At 66.4% G+C, this 280-nt stretch carries 1 pseudogene; it reads right to left on the bottom strand.

From position 1 onward, the window contains the following. A pseudogene (locus GTW67_RS22125) lies at nt 1-280 on the bottom strand (1,4-alpha-glucan branching enzyme); the annotation flags it as partial.

Here is a 280-nt window from a genome sequence, read left to right on the forward strand (position 1 = left end):
ATCGGCAGCACGTAGTTCTCGCTGTACGCGTACACCATGGAGAACGTCATCTCCCCGTGGTGGTACTTGCGGTGCACCGGCTCGTGGCTCATGTACTCCAGCGAGTCGTGCATCCAGCCCATGTTCCACTTCAGCCCGAACCCGAGCCCGCCGAAGCCGCTCGGCCCCTTGTGGTGCGTGGCCCGCGTGACCCCGTCCCAGGCCGTGGACTCCTCGGCGACGGTCACGACACCCGGCACCCGGCGGTACACGGTCGCGTTCATCTCCTGGAGGAACGCCA

The sequence above is a fragment of the Streptomyces sp. SID5910 genome (genome assembly GCF_009862125.1).
In the GTDB taxonomy this organism is placed as follows: domain Bacteria; phylum Actinomycetota; class Actinomycetes; order Streptomycetales; family Streptomycetaceae; genus Streptomyces.